The sequence below is a fragment of the Pseudomonas sp. IT-P294 genome (assembly GCF_949767865.1).
Taxonomy (GTDB): Bacteria; Pseudomonadota; Gammaproteobacteria; order Pseudomonadales; family Pseudomonadaceae; genus Aquipseudomonas.
In genome coordinates, this window is record NZ_CATKQW010000008.1 from 38,638 (window position 1) to 57,837 (window position 19,200).

The 19,200-nt window shown below is 59.8% G+C and carries 16 protein-coding genes; 10 read left to right on the plus strand and 6 right to left on the minus strand.

The window, feature by feature from the left end; genetic code table 11:
• The first annotated feature begins 91 nt into the window (after nucleotides 1-91).
• From ACM6I0_RS06350 to ACM6I0_RS06360, 3 genes are all read left to right on the plus strand, one after another.
• A complete protein-coding gene (locus ACM6I0_RS06350; protein ID WP_285436126.1) occupies nucleotides 92-526 on the plus strand; it encodes a response regulator in 435 nt (144 codons plus the stop codon).
• Between the two features lie 142 nt (nucleotides 527-668).
• A complete protein-coding gene (locus tag ACM6I0_RS06355; RefSeq protein ID WP_285436124.1) occupies nucleotides 669-1,289 on the plus strand; it encodes a response regulator transcription factor in 621 nt (206 codons plus the stop codon).
• 35 nt (nucleotides 1,290-1,324) lie between these two features.
• Entirely contained in the window at nucleotides 1,325-4,510 is a 3,186-nt protein-coding gene (locus tag ACM6I0_RS06360; protein ID WP_414921784.1) for a transporter substrate-binding domain-containing protein, read from the plus strand.
• A 3-nt stretch (nucleotides 4,511-4,513) separates the two neighbouring features.
• On the opposite strand, the gene dkgB is transcribed toward ACM6I0_RS06360, so the two are convergent.
• Complete coding sequence (gene dkgB / locus ACM6I0_RS06365; protein WP_285436122.1) at nucleotides 4,514-5,317, minus strand: 2,5-didehydrogluconate reductase DkgB; 804 nt, start codon at nucleotides 5,315-5,317, stop codon at nucleotides 4,514-4,516.
• Nucleotides 5,318-5,570: 253 nt separating this feature from the next.
• Between dkgB and ACM6I0_RS06370 the strand changes: the two genes are divergently transcribed.
• From ACM6I0_RS06370 to ACM6I0_RS06380, 3 genes are all read left to right on the plus strand, one after another.
• Nucleotides 5,571-6,437, plus strand: coding sequence for a pirin family protein (locus ACM6I0_RS06370; RefSeq protein ID WP_414921751.1), 867 nt, complete (start codon nucleotides 5,571-5,573; stop codon nucleotides 6,435-6,437).
• A 243-nt stretch (nucleotides 6,438-6,680) separates the two neighbouring features.
• Entirely contained in the window at nucleotides 6,681-8,123 is a 1,443-nt protein-coding gene (locus ACM6I0_RS06375) for a mechanosensitive ion channel domain-containing protein (RefSeq protein WP_414921752.1), read from the plus strand.
• Nucleotides 8,124-8,255: 132 nt separating this feature from the next.
• Nucleotides 8,256-8,696 (plus strand): carboxymuconolactone decarboxylase family protein, encoded by a 441-nt coding sequence (locus tag ACM6I0_RS06380; RefSeq protein ID WP_090186164.1) that lies wholly within the window; start codon nucleotides 8,256-8,258, stop codon nucleotides 8,694-8,696.
• Here the strand turns inward: ACM6I0_RS06380 and ACM6I0_RS06385 are convergent, their stop codons facing one another.
• The 3 genes from ACM6I0_RS06385 to ACM6I0_RS06395 all read right to left on the minus strand — a co-directional run bounded on the left by ACM6I0_RS06385 (nucleotide 8,697) and on the right by ACM6I0_RS06395 (nucleotide 12,269).
• Complete coding sequence (locus ACM6I0_RS06385) at nucleotides 8,697-10,289, minus strand: DHA2 family efflux MFS transporter permease subunit (protein WP_414921753.1); 1,593 nt, start codon at nucleotides 10,287-10,289, stop codon at nucleotides 8,697-8,699.
• A complete protein-coding gene (locus ACM6I0_RS06390; protein ID WP_414921754.1) occupies nucleotides 10,286-11,407 on the minus strand; it encodes an HlyD family secretion protein in 1,122 nt (373 codons plus the stop codon). The genes ACM6I0_RS06385 and ACM6I0_RS06390 overlap by 4 nt, the downstream gene beginning before the upstream one ends.
• Before the next feature lie 97 nt (nucleotides 11,408-11,504).
• Nucleotides 11,505-12,269 carry an AraC family transcriptional regulator gene (locus ACM6I0_RS06395; RefSeq protein ID WP_285436188.1) on the minus strand — a complete coding sequence of 255 codons (765 nt, stop codon included), beginning with the start codon at nucleotides 12,267-12,269 and terminating at the stop codon, nucleotides 11,505-11,507.
• A gap of 100 nt (nucleotides 12,270-12,369) precedes the next feature.
• Here ACM6I0_RS06395 and ACM6I0_RS06400 point away from each other — a divergent pair, with 100 nt between their 5' ends.
• A complete protein-coding gene (locus ACM6I0_RS06400) occupies nucleotides 12,370-13,503 on the plus strand; it encodes an MFS transporter (protein WP_285436187.1) in 1,134 nt (377 codons plus the stop codon).
• 54 nt (nucleotides 13,504-13,557) lie between these two features.
• Here the strand turns inward: ACM6I0_RS06400 and ACM6I0_RS06405 are convergent, their stop codons facing one another.
• Together ACM6I0_RS06405 and ACM6I0_RS06410 are read right to left on the minus strand one after the other, a co-directional pair.
• Nucleotides 13,558-14,739: an acetyl-CoA C-acyltransferase family protein gene (locus ACM6I0_RS06405; protein WP_414921755.1), complete on the minus strand. Its 1,182-nt coding sequence runs from the start codon at nucleotides 14,737-14,739 to the stop codon at nucleotides 13,558-13,560.
• The gene (locus tag ACM6I0_RS06410; RefSeq protein WP_414921756.1) at nucleotides 14,736-15,518 is read right to left on the minus strand and encodes an enoyl-CoA hydratase; all 783 of its coding nucleotides are present in this window, start codon (nucleotides 15,516-15,518) and stop codon (nucleotides 14,736-14,738) included. Before ACM6I0_RS06410 ends, ACM6I0_RS06405 begins: the two co-directional genes overlap by 4 nt.
• A gap of 229 nt (nucleotides 15,519-15,747) precedes the next feature.
• Here ACM6I0_RS06410 and ACM6I0_RS06415 point away from each other — a divergent pair, with 229 nt between their 5' ends.
• Genes ACM6I0_RS06415 through ACM6I0_RS06425 form a run of 3 tightly spaced genes read left to right on the plus strand, consistent with a single transcriptional unit; the run spans nucleotide 15,748 to nucleotide 19,190 of the window.
• Entirely contained in the window at nucleotides 15,748-16,851 is a 1,104-nt protein-coding gene (locus ACM6I0_RS06415) for a polyamine ABC transporter substrate-binding protein (RefSeq protein WP_285436110.1), read from the plus strand.
• A 30-nt stretch (nucleotides 16,852-16,881) separates the two neighbouring features.
• Nucleotides 16,882-18,300, plus strand: a complete 1,419-nt coding sequence (locus tag ACM6I0_RS06420) for an aminotransferase (RefSeq protein ID WP_222587769.1) — start codon at nucleotides 16,882-16,884, stop codon at nucleotides 18,298-18,300.
• A 53-nt stretch (nucleotides 18,301-18,353) separates the two neighbouring features.
• The gene (locus ACM6I0_RS06425) at nucleotides 18,354-19,190 is read left to right on the plus strand and encodes a helix-turn-helix transcriptional regulator (RefSeq protein WP_414921757.1); all 837 of its coding nucleotides are present in this window, start codon (nucleotides 18,354-18,356) and stop codon (nucleotides 19,188-19,190) included.
• Nucleotides 19,191-19,200 lie beyond the last annotated feature (10 nt).

Below are 19,200 nucleotides of genomic sequence, written 5' to 3' on the forward strand. Positions count from 1 at the left end.
ACGGACTTTTAGGAAAAGTCCTACAGAAACCTTCGTGCATCTCCCGTAGCCTCCTGCGCCTCCAACATCCGCCATATCCAGGGAGGCTACGATGCCGAACAAAGCGCTGCGTATCCTGATCGCCGACGAGCAGCATTTCCACCGGATGAAAATCGAGCGGCTGTTCAACCTACTCGGCTATTACCGGGTGGCGCCCGTGCAGGGCCTTGCGCCCATGTTGTGCCTGGTCGAGTACGGTTGCGAACCGTTCGATCTGGTGGTCGTCAATGCCTCGCTGGTCTGCGGCGAACTGGATGTGCTCGGCTACTTCCTCGATAACCGGCAAGTGCGCAACGCACTGATTTTCGACGGTCAGCGGGCGCAGTTGCCGCCGACCCCGGCGGTTGGAACGCAAAGGGTTCAGGTCAGCCACGCACCTCTGCCTGATTTGACGTGCATCCAGCGGCTGATGACGATGATCGATCCACCGCTGAGCGAAGACCAATACCCTTGGCTGAGCGTGCGATCTGCGCAGACTGCCGGTTGATTCGCTATTACCGTTCGTCGCCACTGTCATTTCTTACAGGTAGATTCCTGCTTTCGCCCATGCAAGAGTCTTGGCGCAGCCGTAGCGTCTGCCCCGTCTTTGTCCGGCGGGCATTCGTCGAGTCTTTGCACAGGGAGTTGCCATGAAGTCAGTGCTGATTGCCGACGATCATCCTGTGGTTCGCGCTGCAGTGATGCTTGTACTCGAGCAGGAAGGTTTCAAGCGGATTCATGAAGCGGCCAGCGTTGGCGAGGCGTTGTCGATATTGCGTGAGCATACGGTCGATCTGGTCATTCTGGATCTGGTCATGCCCGGCGGGAACGGGCTGGATGTGTTGGAGCGAATCAAAGGCAACCAATGGAAGTGTGTGGTGCTGGTATTCACCTCCCTGGATCCGTTGTTCTTTCAAGAACGCTGCATGCGCGCCGGGGCCTTGGCGTATGTCTCCAAGACCAACAACTTGGGTCAATTGCACAAAGCCGTGCAAGCAGTTATTTCTGGGTATACCTATTTCACGCAGCTGTCCGCCGGGTCGCTGGATACGGTGCAACACAGCGAAAGACAGATGATCGACAATCTTTCCAACCGAGAGTTGACCATCCTGCAATACCTGGCCCGGGGGGTTAAAAACAAGGAAATTGCTGAACTCATGCACTTGAGCCACAAGACCGTCAGCACCTACAAGACCCGTCTGATCGAAAAACTGCGGCTGAACTCGGCGGTGCATCTGCGCGACTTCGCCATACGCAATCACTTGATCTGAGTGCGCTGACCGTGCGTTTCCTGCTGCTGTTTCTGATGTTTTGCCTCGTGCCCCCAGCGTCGGCCACCATCGCCGAGGAGCCCAAGCAATTGCACTTGCTGGGGCGTTCGAGCGCAGAGGGCTACCAGGTCAAGCTGGATGAAAATGACCGGCAATGGCTGCGTGACAAGCGAGTCTTGCGCCTCGGGGTAACCGGGCCGGACTACCCGCCGTTCGAGGTGACACGCAATCACGATGAGCTCGAAGGCATCACCGCTGATTACGCCGTGCTGGTAGCACAATTGCTGAACGTGCAAATCGAGGTGCTGCGCTATGTCACGCGTGAAGCGGCCATGGAGGCGCTCAAAGACGGCGAGCTGGATCTGCTCGGTACCTCGAACAACTTCGAAGCGGCCGACCCCGACCTGATCCTGTCCAGCGCCTACGCAGAAGATCAGCCGATGCTGGTCACCCGGCTCGACGAGCACCTGCCCGAGGACCTGGCGGGTAAACGCATTGCCATGGCCGATGACTATCTGCAGGCGCAAACCGTTGAATCGTTCTACCCCGAGGCGGGCCTGCACCGGTATTCGTCGGCGCTCGATGCGCTCGGGGCGGTGGCGTATGGGCAGGATGACGTCTATCTCGGCGACCTTATCAGCGCCAATTACCTGATCAACAACAACTACCTCAATTACATACACCTGGTGGCACCGTCCGGCCTTGACGCCAATCCGTTCGGCTTCGCACTGGCGCGGGACAACCTGGCGCTCAAGGGCATCATCGACAAGGCACTGGCGGCGATCCCGATGGATCAGCGCTCGCTCATCGAACAACGCTGGAGTGCCGGCCAGGCGAAGGTCTTGGGTCAGCAACGAGTGAGTCTGAGTGAGAGTGAGCAGCGTTGGCTGGATCGGCACCCGACCGTGAACGTGGGCGTGGCCGAAAACTTTGCGCCGTTGACGTTCTACGATACCGAGGGGCGATTCAGCGGATTGACCGCGCAATTGCTGACACTGATCAGCCAGCGCAGCGGTTTGAATTTCAACGTGCTGCGCGGCCAATCCCTGGACCAGCAGGTCCGGCGACTCAGGACCGGCGAGATCGACGTCTTGCCCGCCATCATCCCCACGACCGAAGGCGTCGCCGAACTGCACTTCACCCGGTCTTATTTAACCAATCCGTACACGCTGGTGAGTGCTGTCACACCGGGTAGCCCCAGAACGCCTGACGATCTGAGCGGCAAGCGCCTGGCGATTTATCACAGTCATCCGATGCGTGCCTTCATTCAGGCCCGTGTGCCCGGCGTGCGGATGGTGGATGTGCAAAGCCCGGCCGAGGGCCTGGATCTGGTCAATAAAGGCCAGGCCGACGCCGCGCTCAGTTCGTTGTTCATCACCCGTTACCTGATTTCCCGGTATTACCAGGGACGTTTACGTATCGGCAGTACCGTGGGCGACGAACCGGCGCGCATCAGCCTGGCCACCGGCCCGGATGCACGGGAGTTGCAGTCGATTCTGAACAAGGCATTGCTGAGCATTTCTCCCGAGGAAATGGACACGCTGGTGGCCCGCTGGAGCAATGATGTGGTGGTCGAGGACAGTTATTGGCTGCGTCATCGCCAACGTATTTTGCAGGCGTTTGCTGCGGCAGGGGCTGCGTTGCTGCTGGCGCTGGGATGGATCGCCTGGCAGCGTCGGCAGATCCGTCAGCGACAACAGTGGTTGCAGCAATTGCAGGAAGCCAAGGACGCGGCAGACGATGCCAATCGGGCGAAAACCACTTTCCTGGCGACCATGAGCCATGAAATCCGCACGCCGATGAATGCCCTGCTCGGCATGCTTGAAATGGCCGATAAGCACGCGCAAGAGGGCGTAGTCGACCGTTTTTCCATTGATGTCGCGTCGACCGCAGCACAGCAGCTGCTGGCGTTGATCGGCGATATCCTCGACATCGCACGCATCGAATCCGGGCATTTGTCCCTGACGCCCGAGCGGGTCAATCTTCACGCATTGGTGACGTCGGTGTGCCGGGTGTTCGAAGGGCTGGCCAGGGAGAAAAATCTGCTATGGCGGGTCGATCTGGACCCTGCCAGTGACCGTGATGTGCTGATCGATCCCACGCGCTTCAAACAGGTGCTGTCCAACCTGTTGAGCAACGCGATCAAGTTTACCCGTGAAGGCGAGGTGAGTCTGACGCTGCGGGTGGTGCCTGGTTTGTCCGGCCATCTGACGGTCGACATGCGCATTAGAGACAGCGGCATTGGCATCAGCAACGCTGATCAACAGCGCTTGTTCAGTCCCTTCGTTCAGGTTGGCAGCCATCAGCCGTCGGGTTGCAAAGGTTCGGGGCTGGGGCTGGTCATCAGTCGCACGCTGTGCGAAATGATGGGCGGGCGACTGACGCTGCGTAGCGTCGTGGGTCGGGGTTCGGAGGTCGAGATCAGTTTGTCGCCGGTCGACTTGAAACCGTTGCCGGCCGGCGAATCGGAGGATCGCGCAATACTAAAATACACACGTCTGCTGACGATGCTGGTGGTGGACGATTACCCGGCCAATCGGCAATTGCTTTCCAGCCAGCTCGTTTATCTCGGGCATCGAGTGATGGAGGCCAAGGACGGGGAACAGGCACTCGGGCTGTGGCTAACCCACGCCTTTGATGTGGTCATCACAGACTGCAATATGCCGTATTTGAGCGGTTATGAATTGACCGGCGCGATCCGTGATGAAGAACGTGCTCAAGGCGTACCGCGCACACTGATTCTGGGCTTCACCGCCAATGCGCAACCTGAAGAAAAAGTCCGTTGCCTTGAAGCGGGGATGGACGATTGCCTGTTCAAGCCGATCCGGCTGGCGGACTTGGACAGGTGGCTGGCTGAGCGGTTTGTCGAGACCACGAGCGCATGCCCCCCAGCGTCGCAGATCGACTTGAGCGGGCTGGAACCCTACGTCGGTGGTGATCGCACGCAGATTGATCGATTGTTACGCAAACTGGCGGAGTCCAACCGCGAGGACCGCGAGAACCTGCTACAGGCGCAAGCAAACGATAATCTACCGGCGCTGAAAGACCTCGCGCACCGTATCAAAGGTGGTGCGCGCATCGTCGGCGCCCGGCATCTGATCGAAAGTTGCGAGCAACTGGAGCATGCCTGCGCCTTGGCCAGCGCAGCGCTGATCGACGAAGCCGTCGATCAATTGCAGCACGCCATGCAACGTCTCGATCAGAGCCTTGAGCAGGGCTGACGCTTAATCCCAGTGCGGCGCGATGCCTTTGGGGCTGGTCAATCGCTGGCCGCGATCAAGACCTGCGATCAACGCCATGTCGGCCTCGCTCAACGTCAGGCTGCAGGCTTGCAGATTGCTTTGCAGGTTGGCGCGCTGGGTCGAAGACGGAATCACCGCATAACCCAGTTGCATGGCCCAGGCCAGCGTGACTTGGGCCGGGGTGGCCTGAAGACGCTCGGCAATCTGCTGAATGACCGGGTCTTTGAGCACTTCGCCATAGGCCAGGGTCATGTACGAGGTGATCTGAATGCCCTGGCTCTGCGCAAATTCGACGACCTTGCGGTTTTGCAGGTACGGGTGCAATTCGATCTGGTTGGTGGCGATGTTGTCGGCACCGACAGCGGCGATGGCCTGTTTCATCAGGTCAACGGTGAAGTTGGACACGCCAATCTGACGGGTCAGGCCCAGTCGTTTGGCTTCGAGCAAGGCGCCCATGAATTCTTCGACCGGCACTTGATCTTCCGGGGACGGCCAGTGGATCAGCGTCAGGTCCAGGTAGTCGGTTTGCAGTTTGCGCAGGCTTTCCTTGAGGCTGTCGATCAGTCGATCCTTGGCAAAGTTGGCGACCCAGATCTTGCTGGTGATAAACAACTCTTCGCGAGGGATGCCACTGGCGGTGATGGCCTCGCCGACTTCAGCTTCGTTCTCGTAGATTTGCGCGGTGTCGATGACCCGGTAGCCCAACGCCAGGCCGGTGCTCACCGAATCGATGACCACCTGGCCTTGCAAGCGAAAGGTACCAAGACCGAATGCGGGAATAGACATCAATGACTCCAGGGGTTGCAGTGGGAATGGGCAGGAGTATCCCCGGCTGCCGCCCCGGGAAAAACCGCTGAATGGGCAAAGCACTGTTGACCGCAAGTCATGAATCGCTAGGTGTCTCGGCTGATTGGAGGTGTCTGGTCTGCCACCATCGTTCTCCAGATAGAACGCTTAAGCCGATTTTTGCTGTCTAGTGCGTTAAAGGGTTCGGTTTTAAGCTGTGTCCATCGCGTCAAACAACGAATTTGGAGGCAGGATGAAAAACATCATCGGTATCTACACCAGCCCGCGGACCCACTGGGTCGGCGACGGCTTCCCGGTTCGCACGCTGTTTTCCTACGACAACCTGGGCAAACACATCAGCCCATTCTTGCTGCTCGATCATGCAGCGCCCGCTGAATTCACTCCGACCACCGAGCGTCGTGGCGTCGGCCAGCACCCGCATCGCGGTTTTGAAACCGTGACCATCGTCTACAAAGGCGAGCTGGAACACCGCGATTCAACCGGCAGCGGCGGCAAGATTGGTCCGGGCGATGTGCAATGGATGACTGCCGCGTCGGGGATCATTCATGAGGAGTTCCACTCTGAAGGCTTCGCCAAAAGCGGCGGAACCCTGGAAATGGTCCAGCTGTGGGTCAACCTGCCGGCCAAGGACAAAATGGCCGATGCCGGTTACCAGACGATTCTCGATGGCGACATCCCGAGACTCCCGCTCAAGGACAACGCCGGCAGCCTGCGCTTGATCGCCGGCGAGTTCGACGGTCATACCGGCCCGGCCCGCACGTTCACCCCGGTCGATGTCTGGGACCTGCGCCTCAACGGCGGCAAGTTGTTGACCCTCGATCTGCATGAAGGTCGTAACACGGCGCTTGTCGTGTTGCGTGGCACGGTTCAGGTCAACGGCCAGGAGCTGGCGCGTGAAGGGCAACTGGCGTTGTTCGAACGCAACGGCCATCAGCTGAGTCTGGAAGCCAACGACGATGCCGTGGTGTTGCTGCTCAGCGGCGAGCCGATTGACGAGCCGATCGTGGGTCACGGCCCGTTTGTGATGAACAGCGAGCAGGAAATCCACCAAGCATTTGCCGACTTTCAGTCGGGCCGCTTCGGTCGGATGAGCGGTTGATTCGATTCCGGATTACCGCAACCTGATGACCCGCTACAACACCCTGACCAATAGCCAATAACGGCTGACGACACACATCCCCTGTGGGAGCGAGCCTGCTCGCGATTGCGCCAGGACAGCCACCGATTCAGTGACTGTCAGAGCGCTATCGCGAGCAGGCTCGCTCCCACTTTTTTTGGGGGTGTTATCAGATCCGCAATTGCTCCTACACTGTGCCCATCCGTACATGGCTGGAGTTGTTCGATGCTGTCATTGCTTACCGATCATCCATTGATTTGCGCCCTGGTCCTGATCGTGATCGATCTGGGGTTGTGGCGCTTGATCACAGCCAGTGGCAGTAATTGGAAGCTGGTCGTACGGCTGGTGATTTTCTCGCTGTTCAGTCTCCTGCTGTTCAACGAAGGCTTGAACCCGTTGGAGCCGGCACCCTGGGCCGACAACGTGCCGCTGCACCTGGCAGCCACCGGTTTGCAGATCGGTTGGTGGCTGTTCGGCGCGCGCACGCTGACGGTGCTGATCGGCGCCTTGATGATGCAACGGGTCGGGCACACCGGACGCTTGCTGCAAGACCTGCTCGGCGCGGTGATCTTCCTGATCGCCGTCATCGCGGCCCTGGCCTACGTGCTCGAACTGCCGGTCAAGGGCGTGCTCGCCACCTCCGGCGCCTTGGCGATCGTCGTCGGCCTGGCGTTGCAAAGCACCCTCAGCGACGTGTTCTCCGGGATCGTCCTCAACACCACCAAACCCTATCAACTCGATGACTGGATCTCCATCGACGGCACCGAGGGCCGGGTCATCGATATCGACTGGCGCGCCACGCGCCTGCAAACCTCCCAGGGCAGCATGGCGGTGATTCCCAACTCGCTGGCGGCCAAGGCCAAGATCATCAATTTCAGCCGGCCCAGCGATATCTTTGGCGTCTCGATCAGCCTGCAACTGAGCCCGCATGCGCGCCCGCATACGGTGATCGACGCGCTGGAGCGGGCGATGCAAGGGTGCCGTTATCTGCTGAACAAACCGGCACCCTGTGTCGCATTGAAAAGCTCCAGTGCCAGCGGCGTGGAATATGAAATCAGCGGCTTCGTGGTCTCCATGGATCAGAAACGCATGGTCCGCAATCTGTTGTTCGATCTGGCCTACCGACACTTGCAGGCGTCCGGTGTCAGCCTGTTGTCGACCGTCGAAACCAACGTGCCTTCCGACCTTTCGCGGCCACGTGCGTTGCTGGACAGCTCGAGCATTTTCTCGACCCTGCGCCTGGAAGAGAAAGAAACGTTCAGTCAGAACATGACACGGCAAACCTTCCGCGCCGGTGAAATGATCCTGCCGGCGGGGGAGGTCAGCGATCACCTGTTCATCATCGAATCCGGCGTGGTCTCGGTGCAGCTGAGCCGTAACGGGGTCAAGTTCGAATCCGGGCGGATGGGGCCGGGCGAGGTGATTGGCGAGGGCGGGATTTTGTCGGACACGGCGATGCCGGCAGATTTCAGCGCCAAGACCGCTTGCAGCCTGTACCGGATCGAGAAGGATTACCTCAAACCGTGCCTGGACGCGCGGCATGACATCAACGAAGCAATGAAGGCGTTGCTGGAATTCCGTTTGAACAAGGCGCAGTCGTTGACCCAGGAAGTGCCTACGGTGGTGGCGAAGAAGGGGTTTTTGCAGTGGTTACGCAATAGGGCCTAGGGTTCGGTGGTGAATGGCTCTTGCGCGGTTCGCTCCGACAATGGCCTCCTCGTCTTCTGGAATATTGGCTATTTGTGAGTGGCGCGTGCGGGATTAACGTAGCTCTACCCCCACTTGTCATTGGAGTCCACCATGAAACCTCGTATCGATTTCTACACCGCTTCCCCAGACGCGCTCAAAGCGATGATCGCACTGGAAACCGCGGTATCGAAGCTGCCGCTGGAAAAGACCCTGATCGAACTGGTCAAGCTGCGTACCTCGCAAATCAACGGCTGCGCGTTCTGCCTCGATATGCACAGCGCCGATGCCCGCAAGGGCGGTGAAGAAGAACGCCGTCTGTACACACTGTCGGCCTGGCGTGAAACGCCTTTTTTCACCCCGCGTGAACGTGCGGCCCTGGCCTGGACTGAGTCCCTGACCCTGCTGAGCCAGACCCATGCCCCGGATGAGGACTATGAACTGGCCGTATCGGAGTTCAGCCCAAAGGAAATGGTCGACCTGACCGTGGCCATCACCACCATCAACGCCTGGAACCGTCTGGCCGTCGGTTTCCGCAAAATGCCTCAAGCCTGATCAATGAGCGTCTGCTGACGGCGCGGCCGGTGGTTGCACCTTGCGCATCAAGGGCACCATCGCCGTGGCGATGATGAAGCAGACCATGATCATCAAAAACGCATCGCCATAGGTTTGCGTCTGTGCTTCGCGGTAGGTCAGCAACCATAGCTGATGCAGGCTGGCGGTGACGGCGGTGTCACCGCTCTGGCCCAGGTTGGCGAAGTTGTTGCCGACCTGGGACAGCCACTGATTCAGCGCTTCGTTGGTGCTGTTCAGGTGTTCCGCCAACCGGGTGAAGTGCAGGTTGGTGCGGTCGTTGAGGATGGTCGCGCAGGCTGCAATGCCAATCGCTCCCCCCAGGTTGCGCATCAAGTTGAACAACCCCGAAGCATGTTTGAGCCGCGACGGCGCCAGCCCACCCAGAGTCAGCGTCACAGCCGGTGGCACCGCCAGTTGCTGGGCAATCCCGCGAAACGCTTGCGGCAGCATCAATTCTCTGGCCCCCCAGTCATGGGTGATCGGGCTGAAATCCCACATCGACAACGCGAACAGGCCAAGGCCGGTCATCATGATCCAGCGCAGATCGATGCGGTTGGCCAGAAAGGCGTACAACGGAATCGCCATGATCTGGAACACCCCGGTAGAGAACACCGCCAGGCCAATGTCCAGCGCACTGTAGCCACGCACCCGGCCGAGAAACAGCGGCGTGAGGTAAATGGTGGCGAACAGGCCAATCCCGGTGACGAACGAGAAGAAACAGCCGAGCGCGAAGTTGCGGTCCTTCAGGGCGCGCAAATCGACGATTGGATTGGCCACCTGCAAGGTCCGGCCAATGAACGCCAGTCCCGCGATGCCGCTGATCCATGCCGTGGTCAGGATCGTGCTGTCGCTGAACCAGTTCCAGCGTGGGCCCTCTTCAAGGGTGTATTCCAGGCAGCCGAGAAACAGCGCCATGAACAGCATGCTCAGGTAGTCAGCGCCCTTGAGCAGCGAGAGTTCCGGCTGGTCGATTTTCACCAGCATCGGCACCGCCACCGCGACAAAAATTCCCGGCACCAAATTGATGTAGAACAGCCAGTGCCAGGACGAAATGTCGGTGATCCAGCCACCGATCACCGGCCCCAGGGTCGGAGCCAATGAGGCCACCGCGCCGATGGTCGCGGCGGCAATTACCCGTTGTTTGCCGGTGAAGAAAAAGAACGCGGTGGTGAACACCAGCGGGATCATCGAGCCACCGAGAAAGCCTTGCAGGGCGCGGAAGGCGATCATGCTCTGGATGTTCCAGGCCGCGCCGCAAAGCAGGCTGGCCAAGGTGAAACCCACTGCCGAAGCGCAGAACAGCCAGCGTGTGGAGAACACTCGCGACAGCCAGCCCGACAATGGAATCACGATGATTTCAGCGATCAGGTAGCTGGTCTGCACCCACGCCGTTTCGTCGGTGCCGGCCGAGAGACCACCGCCGATGTCGCGCAACGAGGCGGAGACGATCTGGATGTCCAGCAGCGCAATGAACATGCCGATGCACATCGTGGCGAAGGCAAAGACCTTGGTCGCTGTCGCCATTCTGGCGGCATTGAACGGTTGCGCGGGGGCGGCGAGGGCGCGGCTCATGGTGCGCTGGCCACGGCAGAAGTTTTCGGCTCTTCGCGGGTGTCCACCTCGGCGGTCACCGACAGCCCCGGACGCAGGTGGCCCAGCACGCCATCCGCTGGATCGAGGATGATCCTGACCGGCACTCGCTGAACGATTTTAGTGAAGTTGCCCGTGGCATTTTCCGGTGGCAGCACGCTGAACTGAGAGCCACTGGCCGGCGCGAGGCTGTCCAGATGACCGTGGAATTGCTGCCCTGAAAGCACGTCGGCATGAATGATTACCCGTTGTCCCGGGGTCATGCGCGCCAGTTGATCTTCCTTGAAGTTGGCATCGACCCACAGGCCGCTGGACGGCACCACCGACAGCAACTGTGAACCGGCCTGCGCATACGCGCCGACCCGCGCCCGGCGATTGCCGATCACGCCGTCCACTGGGGCCTTGAGTTCGGTGTAGCCGACGTTCAGTTGCGCCAGATCACGTTCGGCCCGGGCCTGCACCAGCGCGGCGCGCGCTTGCTGTTTCTGGGTTTCAATCACATTGAGCTGACGCTGCGCGGCCAACAGCTCCGCCTGAGCCCGGGCACTGAGCGCCTGCGCGGTTTTGAAGGTGGCGCTGGCGCGTTGAGCGCTTTCCACCGAGACAGCATTGCTGCCGACCAGTTTTTTGTAGCGCGCATCGTCATCCCGGGAACGGGCGGTTTCAGCACCGGCGGCATCTATACCGGCCCGAGCCTGACCGATCACGGCCTGTTGCAGTTGTTCAGTGGCGTCGAGGTTGGCCAGCAGCGCTTCTTCGGCAGCCACTGCGCCTTCGGCCTTGGCCAGGTTGGCGCGATAGTCGCGCGAATCGAGGCGGATCAGCACATCGCCGGCCTTGACCTTCTGGTTGTCGGTGACCAGCACTTCCTCGATATACCCGGCGACTTTCGGCCCGATCACCGTGACGTCGCCACCGATATAGGCATCGTCGGTCTCCTCGATAAAACGCCCGGCAGTCCACCAGTGAGTCGCATACACCCCGGCAAACACCAAGGCAGCGAGGGCGGCAGTCAACAGGATCAGGCGCTTGAGCAGGGGAGGCTTGGCTGGGCTCACCGGGACAGCAAGGTCGGATTCGAGGCTGGGCATGCTGGTCATGGGGGATTACCTGTGGAGATCGGGTGTTTATTACGTATGTAATATGACGCAGGTAATATTTTGTGGCAATTGGTTTTTGCTGCCGGTCGTCAGGTGCTTATTTGAGCCAGTGGCCAGGCGTGAGGCCGGTGAGGTCCTTGAAGAACGCGATAAACGCGCTGTCACTGGCAAATCCTGCTTCGAATGCGCAGTAGCTGATGCTGCGTCCGGTGGCGAGCAATTCCATGGCCCGCAACAGCCGCCACTGTTGGCGCCATTGCTGATAACTCATGCCGGTTTCGCGCTGGAAGATTCGCCCGATGGTGCGTCCGCTGGCACCGATTTGCTTTTCCAGCAGCTGAAGTTCTGGCGGCAGTTGCCCGGGGCTGGCCAGCAGCGGCGCCAAGCGCTTGTCCCAAGGCAGGGGCAAGAGCATCGGTTGCTGGGGCGCCTCGCGAATCTCGCTCAGGCAAAGCCCTAACAGATGGACCCATTTTCCCTGCTGCCAATCCGTGTCGAAATCGGCGAGTGCTATCGGCTCCAACACCGCCCGCAGCAACGGGCTGACTTCAATCACGCAGATTTGCTGCGGCAACCCGGCGCACAACAACGGTGTCAGGTAAATGGAGCGGTAGTCGACGCTTTGCTGCATCACGGCGCGGTGTTCGATTCCCGGGGGAATCCAAGCGGCGCGGGAGGGCGGCAACAGGCAAAGCTGCTGCGCAAGGGTGATGCGTGTGCAGCCTTGGCGGGTGAACAGCAACTGTCCGCGTGCATGCCGATGCCGTCCGGAATCGTGATCGCCCAGGGTGGCCGCAATGCCGATAACCGGTGCCGGAGAGTGGTCGGGATTGAATTGCGCGTGGGCATCGAGCCAGGCCATGGATTGTCCGATTTCCGCGATTAATTGGCAGGACTTGGATAGTACGTCAGTCACGACTCCTTAAGCTGCTCGACAGTTTTTCTTGATGAGTGAAGTCGTGATGAATTCCAAAAGCCTGTTGATATTGGCAATCGCCTTGCTGATGTTCCCGCAGATCGCCCAAACCCTTTACAGCCCGGCACTGGCGGATATCGGCGAAGTCTTTGCCGTGGGTGCGCCACAAGCTGCGCAAACCCTGTCGGTGTATTTCCTGGCCTTTGCGTTCGGCGTGGTGGTTTGGGGCCGGTTGTGTGACCGGATCGGGCGTCGACCCTCGATGCTCGCAGGTCTTGCGCTGTACGCAGGGGCCTCAGTGCTGGCGTTAACTGCTTGCAGTTTCGATGCCTTGCTGATGGCCCAGGCATTGGCTGCGTTTGGTGCAGCGGTAGGTTCGGTGGTGACGCAAACCCTGTTGCGCGACCGCTTCGAGGGCGCAGAACTGGCGCAAGTGTTTTCAATAATGGGCATCGCGCTGGCGGCCAGCCCGGCAATCGGCTTGTTCGCCGGGGCGAGCCTGGTGCACGCGTTCGGCTATCGAGGCGTGTTGGGATGCCTGTTGCTGATGTCCTCGGCGCTGTGGCTGTGGTGCCTGCGGACCTTGCCGGAAACCCGCCCACAAAAGGTGAAGACACCGCCCCTGTACGAGACGCTGTGGCGCATGCTGCAAGACCTCGATATCTGGCGCTCGACGCTGCTGGTGGCGGTGTTCAATATCGCGCTGTTCAGCTACTACAGTCTCGGCCCGTTCATGTTCCAGCGACTGGACTTGAGTGCGCAAGGGTTCGGCTACAGCGGCGTGATCCTGGCCCTGGGTTCAGGACTCGGCGCCTGGCTCAACAAGCGATTGCTGCGTCGCGGCTTGAGCGGCTCACAGCTTGTTCAGCTGGCAGGAGCGGTGATGTTGTCGGGCGCCAGTGGTGTGTGGCTACTGGAAGAAAGCGCTTTGTTCGTGTTGCCGATGATGCTGGTGGTGTTGGCGTTCGGCATGGCGATCCCGAACATTCTGGGCTCGGCACTGGCCAACTATGGTGACCGATTGGGAACGGCCGGTGCGTTGTTGGGTTTGCTGTATTACCTGTTGATCGGGGGTGGGCTGATGTTTGTCGCCTGGGGGCAGGCGTTAGGCGAAACCTTGATGCTCTGCGGCGCGTCTGCTCTGTTGTTGGCGGGAACAGCACGCCTGCGGCAAACCTAGAAAATCATCAAGCGAGGGCGATGCCCGGCGTTGCGCCGGACATCGCGATGACGCTTAAACCCGTTCGAAAATCGCCGCGATCCCCTGGCCACCGCCGATGCACATGGTCACCAGCGCATAACGGCCGTTGATGCGATGCAGTTCGTGGATGGCTTTGGTGGCGATGATCGCGCCTGTCGCGCCGACCGGGTGGCCCAGGGCAATGCCCGAACCGTTCGGGTTGACCTTGGCCGGGTCCAGATCCAGTTCCTGGCTGACCGCACAAGCCTGGGCGGCGAAGGCGATGTTGGCTTCGATGACGTCCAGATCAGCCACGGTCAGGCCAGCGCGTTTGAGCGCCAGGCGCGTGGCGGGAATCGGGCCGAGGCCCATCAATTCCGGCTCGACACCGGCGTGGGCATAGCTGACCAAACGAGCCAGTGGACGCAGGTTATTGACCTGAACCGCCGTGCCGGTGGCCATGACCAGCGCAGCGGCGCCGTCGTTCAGGCCTGAGGCATTACCCGCCGTGACCGAACCGTCTTTCTTGAACGCCGGCTTCATTTGCGCCAGCTGTTCCAGGGAAGTGGAACGTGGATGCTCGTCGACGTTGAACAGGGTGGTTTCCTTGCGACCGCGGATTTCGACCGCCGCGATTTGCTCGCTGAAATAGCCATTGGCAATCGCGAACGCGGCACGTTTTTGATCTTCCAGAGCCAGGGCGTCCTGCATCTCGCGGGTGATGCCGTTGCGCTCAGCGACGTTCTCGGCGGTGATGCCCATGTGGATGGCCTGGAACGGGTCATGCAGGATGCCCAGCATGTAATCGATGGCCTGGACGTTGCCCATGCGCGCGCCCCAACGGGCCGAAGGCATCAGGTACGGGCCACGGCTCATGGATTCGGCACCGGCACCGATGGCGATTTCGGCATCGCCCAGCAACAAGGTCTGGGCCGCGCTGATGATCGCTTGCAGGCCGGAACCGCAGAGACGGTTGACGTTGTAGGCGGGTGTCTCCTTGGGCAGGCCGGCGTTCATCGCCGCCACTCGGGAGATGTAGGCATCGCGGGTTTCGGTCGGGATCACGTTGCCCATCACCAGATGGCCAACCTGCGCCGGGTCGACGCCGGAGCGTTGCAAGGCGGCCTTGACGGCCGTGGTCGCCAGATCGGCCAGGGGCACATCCTTGAGTGCGCCACCAAAGGAGCCGATGGCGGTGCGTGCGGCGCTGACAACAAATATTTCCGGGGTGTTCATGACGGCTGTCCTGTGAGTGATTTCTTATCTGTACTTCGACTAAGTATGGCGTTCAATGCTGCCTGCGCTTCAGGGCTCTTGAGCCGCTTGATGAACAGCAGGTTTTCTTGGCGAATGGTCGCTTGCAGTTCCGGCATCGACGTCTGTTTGAGCAATTGCCGGGTCTGGCACAGGGATTCCCGGGGCAGCGCCAGCAGGCGCCGGGCCATGTGTTCCGCGGCCGCCAGGCACTGTTGCCCGTCGTCGAACAGTTCGTTGGCCAAGCCACAGGCAACGGCGGCGGCACCGTCGAGGCTGTCGCCCCACAGCAACAGGCGCGCCGCCCGGGCATGGCCAAGCAGGCGTGGCAGCAGTAGGCTGGCGCCGAACTCCGGGCACAGACCCAGGTTCACGAACGGCATGCGCAGCTTGGCGTTTCGTGTGACCAGCACTTGATCGCAATGCAGCAGCAACGTGGTGCCAATCCCGATGGCCGCTCCGCAAACGGCGGCGATCAACGGTTTTTGCAGGTGGATGACCACGCGCATCAGGCGAAACGCCGGGCTGTCCAGATCAGTCGGTGGATGCTGGAGAAAATCCGCCAGATCGTTGCCGCTGGTAAAGCACGAAGCGCCACCAGTGAGGATGATCACACCGGTCTGGTCGTCTTCGTCAGCGGCCAGCAACAGGTCGGCCAGCTGCGTATACATGCTGTTGGTCAGTGCATTGAGTTTGTCGGGGCGGTCAAAGGTGAGCGTCAGTACGCCTTCGTGTCGTTCTTGTTTGATCAGGTCGTTCATGTGCTTGCCCTGGATAAACGGTGCGAAGGGCACTCTAAGCGCGCGACCCGTGCCGGATCTATGACAAAACGAGTCAACGAAACTGCTGCTTTTTGCCATGTCTGGCCATCACCGGCGGCGCGAACCGCTGCACACACCCATTCGGGGTATGGTGCCGTTTGCCGAACCGCTCGATAGTTGATTCATCCGCTCATCCAGAACGGAACTCGCTTGATAAGGTGAATTTGCTATGCGCAAGGCCTTCTTGGTGATGTTTGGTGCGTTACTTGTGCCGCTGTCGGTGGGCGTCCACGCCGCCGAAGTGGACGACGGCAATACGCTGCGGCTTTACAACTGGGCTGACTACATCGGCGAAAAAACCATTGCCGACTTTCAGAAAGCCACGGGCATCAAGGTGATTTACGACACGTTCGATGCCTATGAAACGGTACAGGCGAAGTTGCTCACCGGTCATTCCGGCTATGACCTGGTGGTGTTGAATGCCTCCCTGGCGCCACCGCTGATCAAAGCCAAAGTGTTCCAGCCACTCGATAAAAAGTTGCTGCCCGGCTGGACAAACCTCGACCCGAAAGTCTTGCAGGACTTGCAGGGTTTTGATGCCGGCACGCTGTATTCCGCGCCTTATACCTGGGGCAGCAACGGCATCACCTACAACGTCGACAAGATCAAGGAACGCATGCCGGACGCGCCGATTGGCTCTTTGGCGATGATCTTCGATCCGAAAATCGTCTCGCGTTTTGCCGATTGCGGCGTGACCCTGGTCGATGCGCCCACGGAAGTCATTCCTCTGGCCCTGAAATACCTGGGACGCGACCCGAGAAGTGCCGCCCCGGATGACCTCAAGGCCGCCCAGGACTTGCTGCTGTCAGTGCGGCCCTTCATTCGCAAGTTCGATTCGGTCAACTACCTGACCAGCCTGCCCAATGGCGATGTGTGCATGGCGATGACCTGGTCCGGCGATTACGCGACGGCCATGGCCCGCGCCGAAGAAGCCAAGTTGAAGATCAAGCTGGCCTATTTCATTCCCAAGGAAGGTTCGCTGATCTGGTTCGACAATATGTACATCCCCGCCGATGCGCCGCACGTGAGCAACGCACACAAGTTCCTCGATTACTTGATGCAGCCACAAGTCATGGCGGACGTGACGGACTTCATTCACTACGCCAACAGCAACGCGGCCGCTACGCCGTTAGTGCAGACCGATGTGCGCAACAACCCGGCGATCTACCCCGATGAAGAAACCCGCCAGCGGCTGTTTCCGCAAAAGACTCAGGACGCGAAAGAGATGCGCGCCATGACCCGGGTCTGGAGCACGGTGAAGAGCGGAATTTGATCGTTTACCCCTTTGGTTTGAGGTTTGTGTATGGCTACTCCTACTCAGAAAGTGCTGTCGAGCGTCGATAACGCGCAGTTGGTCAAAGCCGATAAAGCACACTATATGCATGGCTATCACATGTTCGACGAACACGCCGAGCAAGGTTCGCTGAACATAGTGGCCGGTGACGGCGCCTATATTTTCGATGCGCAGGGCAACCGTTTTCTCGACGCCGTTGGCGGCATGTGGTGCACGAACATCGGTCTGGGCCGCGAAGAAATGGCGCTTGCGATTGCCGACCAGGTGCGTCAACTGGCGTACTCCAATCCGTTTTCCGACATGTCCAACAACGTCGCTATCCAGTTGTGCGAAAAACTCGCCAGCCTGGCCCCGGGCGATCTCGATCACGTGTTCCTGACGACGGGTGGCTCCACCGCCGTGGACACTGCGTACCGGCTGATTCAGTACTATCAGAACTGCCGGGGCAAACCCGAAAAGAAGCACGTGATTGCCCGTTTCAACGCGTATCACGGCTCCACCACGCTGACGATGTCGATTGGCAACAAGGCTGCCGACCGGGTGCCGGAATTCGATTACGCCAACGACAAGATCCACCACGTTTCCAACCCCAATCCTTACCGGGCACCGGACGGCATGGATGAGGCGCAGTTTCTCGAGTTTCTGATCAAGGAATTCGAAGACAAGATCCTGTCCATCGGCGCGGACAAGGTCGCGGGCTTTTTTGCCGAGCCGATCATGGGCTCCGGTGGCGTGATCATCCCGCCCAAGGGTTATCTGAAACGCATGTGGGAAGTCTGCCAGCGCTACGACATTCTGTTCGTCGCCGATGAGGTGGTCACCTCGTTCGGGCGCCTGGGCAAGTTCTTCTCTTCCCTGGAGGTGTTCGATGTGCAGCCAGACATCATCACCACGGCCAAAGGCCTGACGTCGGCCTATTTGCCGTTGGGCGCCTGCATCTTTTCCGAGCGGATCTGGAAGGTGATCGCCGAGCCCGGCACGGGCCGCTGCTTTACCCACGGTTTCACCTACAGCGGTCATCCGGTGTGCTGCACGGCGGCGCTGAAGAACATCGAGATCATCGAACGTGAAAACCTGTTGGCACACGTCGACGTGGTTGGCGCGTACCTGGAACAGCGTTTGGCAACGCTGCGCGATTTGCCGTTGGTGGGTGATGTGCGCTGCCAGAAACTCATGGCCTGTGTGGAGTTTGTCGCCGATAAACGCACCAAGGCGTTGTTTGCCGATGAGATCAACATCGGCGAGATGATTCATTCCCGGGCGCAGGCTCGCGGGCTGTTGGTGCGGCCGATCATGCACCTCAATGTGATGTCGCCGCCGCTGATCCTGTCGTGCGCACAAGTGGATGAAATCGTCGAGATCCTGCGGGTGTGCATTCTTGAAGTGGCGGCCGAGCTTGAGCAGAACGGCCAGTATTTCGGCCAATGAGTGCGCCAACGCTGCGGTTACCACGGGCCGGTTCACCCGCTAGACTGCGGGGCATGAGCAAACCAAACGACGACACGTTGATCGCCTTGCCCTTCGGTGCCTTGCATAAGTGGCATGGCGACATGCGCCAAGCGTTCGCCCACATCGATGAGCCCGATGCGCTGCGCCACCTGGCGTCGGCCTTCGGGCACCTGGTGTCCATCGAGTCGGTGATGATAAGTCTGGAGCACAAGGACCGGCCGCCACAGTTGCTTTATCAGCGCGGCATACCGGAAAAATACCGGGAGTCGATCATCGACCGCTACTTTTCCGGCGGCTACTTGCTCGACCCGTTTTGCCTGGCCGTCGAGCAGGGGCTGGCGGAAGGGTTTTATCACCTGGAGGAAATCGCCCCGGACAACTTCTTCGACAGTGAGTATTACAAGACTTACTACTTGAAGGCGGGGAGTTCTGAAGACAGTTTTTATATTGTCGATACCGGCCATGACACCAAGGTGTCGGTGAGCCTGTTTCAGGGATTTGGCGGGGAAAGTCTGCGGGCTGAACAGTTGAATCTGTTACGGGCGGTCGAGCCGCTGGTGCGCGAATTCATCAGCGAGTTTGGGCGTCGGGGCTTGCAGCACAGTGCCGTCAGTGAAGGTGGGCGCGACGATCTCAAGCATCGCGTGCAGTCTGCATTCGAACACTTTGGCTGCGACTTGCTGACCGAGCGCGAGCGGGAAGTGGCGCATATGGTGCTGCGTGGGCACTCGGTGAAGTCCACGGCCAGCCAGATGAGCATCTCACCGGAGACGGTGCGCATGCACCGCAAGAATCTTTATTTGAAGCTGGAAATCGGTTCGCAGTCGGAATTGTTTGCGCTGTTTATCGAGTGGCTGCGCAAGCACTGATGATCGTTCC

Bases quoted from the DNA above. Each gene is read 5' to 3' on its own strand.
- ACM6I0_RS06350 (WP_285436126.1), top strand. From the start codon at position 92: ATGCCGAACAAAGCGCTGCGTATCCTGATCGCCGACGAGCAGCATTTC.
- ACM6I0_RS06355 (WP_285436124.1), top strand. From the start codon at position 669: ATGAAGTCAGTGCTGATTGCCGACGATCATCCTGTGGTTCGCGCTGCA.
- ACM6I0_RS06360 (WP_414921784.1), top strand. From the start codon at position 1,325: ATGTTTTGCCTCGTGCCCCCAGCGTCGGCCACCATCGCCGAGGAGCCC.
- dkgB (WP_285436122.1), bottom strand. From the start codon at position 5,317: ATGTCTATTCCCGCATTCGGTCTTGGTACCTTTCGCTTGCAAGGCCAG.
- ACM6I0_RS06370 (WP_414921751.1), top strand. From the start codon at position 5,571: ATGAAAAACATCATCGGTATCTACACCAGCCCGCGGACCCACTGGGTC.
- ACM6I0_RS06375 (WP_414921752.1), top strand. From the start codon at position 6,681: ATGCTGTCATTGCTTACCGATCATCCATTGATTTGCGCCCTGGTCCTG.
- ACM6I0_RS06380 (WP_090186164.1), top strand. From the start codon at position 8,256: ATGAAACCTCGTATCGATTTCTACACCGCTTCCCCAGACGCGCTCAAA.
- ACM6I0_RS06385 (WP_414921753.1), bottom strand. From the start codon at position 10,289: ATGAGCCGCGCCCTCGCCGCCCCCGCGCAACCGTTCAATGCCGCCAGA.
- ACM6I0_RS06390 (WP_414921754.1), bottom strand. From the start codon at position 11,407: ATGACCAGCATGCCCAGCCTCGAATCCGACCTTGCTGTCCCGGTGAGC.
- ACM6I0_RS06395 (WP_285436188.1), bottom strand. From the start codon at position 12,269: ATGGCCTGGCTCGATGCCCACGCGCAATTCAATCCCGACCACTCTCCG.
- ACM6I0_RS06400 (WP_285436187.1), top strand. From the start codon at position 12,370: ATGAATTCCAAAAGCCTGTTGATATTGGCAATCGCCTTGCTGATGTTC.
- ACM6I0_RS06405 (WP_414921755.1), bottom strand. From the start codon at position 14,739: ATGAACACCCCGGAAATATTTGTTGTCAGCGCCGCACGCACCGCCATC.
- ACM6I0_RS06410 (WP_414921756.1), bottom strand. From the start codon at position 15,518: ATGAACGACCTGATCAAACAAGAACGACACGAAGGCGTACTGACGCTC.
- ACM6I0_RS06415 (WP_285436110.1), top strand. From the start codon at position 15,748: ATGCGCAAGGCCTTCTTGGTGATGTTTGGTGCGTTACTTGTGCCGCTG.
- ACM6I0_RS06420 (WP_222587769.1), top strand. From the start codon at position 16,882: ATGGCTACTCCTACTCAGAAAGTGCTGTCGAGCGTCGATAACGCGCAG.
- ACM6I0_RS06425 (WP_414921757.1), top strand. From the start codon at position 18,354: ATGAGCAAACCAAACGACGACACGTTGATCGCCTTGCCCTTCGGTGCC.